Genomic DNA, 415 nt, shown 5'->3' with positions numbered 1-415 from the left:
TTGTCTTTAAACTATTACGATAGTTATCCGGTATACAGCTTCAATCCTGCATTTCCGGCCAATACTCCTGAGATGACGATTTTAACAGATACTCTCACCCCAGACGGCAGAAATACCAAAGGACTGCCTGTGATGAGCCTTGTGAAAAATATTGAGGATGACAGCTGGACAAAAACTTACACCTACTATGATCAGAAAGGAAGAGTGATTGGCACCCACTCTATCAATCATCTGGGAGGGTATACCAGAACAGAATCTCAACTTGATTTTACAGGCACTCCCCAACAGGTTATTACTAAACACAAGCGCCTAAACTCAGATTCAGAAAGAGTGCTAACAGAAACGTTTGAGTACGACCAACAAAACAGGCTATTGGTACATAAACATCAGGTAGACAATAATCCTGTTGAATATC

General features: G+C 41.0%; 1 pseudogene. It reads left to right on the top strand.

Going from position 1 to position 415, the window contains the following annotated elements:
- A pseudogene (locus AC27VX_RS23875) lies at window positions 1-415 on the top strand (RHS repeat-associated core domain-containing protein); the annotation flags it as partial.

The sequence above is a fragment of the Chryseobacterium sp. 14P4.3.2 genome (assembly GCF_057799275.1).
Note: the sequence above shows the minus strand (reverse complement) of the source record. Positions and strands in the feature narration are given on the sequence as shown.